2 protein-coding genes and 1 pseudogene are annotated in these 1,453 nt (G+C 74.5%); 1 reads left to right on the top strand and 2 read right to left on the bottom strand.

All coding sequences use genetic code 11. The annotated features are described in order from the left end of the window. Positions 1-442, top strand: a pseudogene (locus tag AB8Z36_RS40260) (HNH endonuclease); the annotation flags it as partial. Positions 443-483: 41 nt separating this feature from the next. Here the strand turns inward: AB8Z36_RS40260 and AB8Z36_RS40255 are convergent. After that, complete coding sequence (locus AB8Z36_RS40255) at positions 484-1,014, bottom strand: GNAT family N-acetyltransferase (protein ID WP_369218309.1); 531 nt, start codon at positions 1,012-1,014, stop codon at positions 484-486. Between the two features lie 152 nt (positions 1,015-1,166). Beyond that, positions 1,167-1,453: glycosyltransferase (locus tag AB8Z36_RS40250; RefSeq protein ID WP_369218308.1), on the bottom strand; the 287-nt coding region annotated here is incomplete at its 5' end.

The following is a 1,453-nucleotide window of genomic DNA, read 5'->3' as shown; positions in this document are numbered from 1 at the left end:
CCTGATCGCCGAGGCGGAGGAGGCCCCCGAGGTCGGCAAGGGGTGCAAGCTCTCGGACGGCGAGTGGGTCTCCCCGTACGACAACCAGGAGGTCTCCGACCAGAAGAAGCTCGACGTCGTGCAGGCGGTCCCGCTCGGTGAGGCCTGGAGCTCCGGCGCCTCCGCCTGGCCCGCCGAGCGCCGCGAGGCCTACGCCAACGACCAGGGCGCGCCCGCGACCCTGACCGTCGTCACCACCCGAACCGCCCGCTCCCGGGGTGCCCAGGACCCGGCCGAGTGGCTGCCGCCGCTGTCCTCCGCGCACTGCCGCTACCTCGCCGACTGGATCGGCACCAAGCTGCGCTGGGACCTGGCCGCCGACCCGGCCGAACTCGACGCCATCGCGGTGTTCGCGACCGGTGAGTGCAGGAGGACCTCGGTGATCTACACCGCCGTGCCGTAGCGCCGCCGCCGGTGTGCGGGGGCGGCCCGGGGGTGTCGTCCTCAGGGCTGCCGCCGCACCGGCAGCCGCTCCTCCCGGTAGGGGCGCAGACCGCGCTTCTTGTAGTTGCCGAGGGCGTGCGGATGGTCCGTGTCGCAGGTGTGCAGCCACACCCGGCGGGCGGCCGGGGCGTCGAGAGGCTCGGTCGCCCAGGCCTGGCGCAGGCCCAGGGTGAGGGCGTAACCCCCGAGTCCGCGGCCCACGTGGTGGGGGAGCAGCCCGAACGCGACGATCTCGACGTCGCCGTCGGCCTGCGGTTCGAGGTAACTGACGCCGATGGGCTCCTCGTCGAGGGTGACCACCCAGAACTGACGCAGCGGCCGGGCCGCCAGGTGCGCGTCCCACTCCTCCTCGCGGCGGCTGGCCGCACGCCAGTTGTGCGGCTCGCCGACCCCCGCGTGCACGCTGCGGACCAGCGGTGAACCCGGGTCGAGGCGCAGCAGCCCGAGTCCGGGGACGGCCGGTGCGGGGCGCAGATCGTCCGGGTCGGTCATTTCCAGGTACGTGATGATTCTTTCCTCGGTCTTCTCCACCGGCCGAGGCTATCGGCGGGACCCGGTCACCCGGCAAGGAACGCGCGCGCCCTCAGCGACACGGCGTCGTCACCGAGCAGGTCGTTGTGTGCGACGCGGCCCGCGGCGTGCTGGGCCGCGGGCAAGGGGCCCTGCGTGGTGTGACGTTGGGGTCACCGTCGCGTCGTGCCGCCGCTCTCGTACCCCTCCAGCGCCGCCAGCAGCGGGGCCACCCCGTCCTCCCGGCGCAGCTTCGCGGCCACGGCGGTGGCGCGACGCCGGTAGCCGGGGTCGCTGGTGGCCTCGGTCAGGGCTTCGGCGAGACGGTGCGGGGTGGTGAACCGCCGCAGCGGTACGCAGCCCGGCGACACCCCGAGCGCCACCAGGCGGGACGACCAGAAGCGGCCGTCGAACCAGACTGGCATGGGCACGGCGGGCACCCCCGCCCGCAGCCCCGCGC

The organism is Streptomyces flavofungini, assembly GCF_041028215.1.
GTDB classification, from domain to species: domain Bacteria; phylum Actinomycetota; class Actinomycetes; order Streptomycetales; family Streptomycetaceae; genus Streptomyces; species Streptomyces flavofungini_B.
The sequence above is the reverse complement of the archived record's forward strand: the minus strand, read 5'-3'. Positions and strand labels throughout refer to the sequence as shown.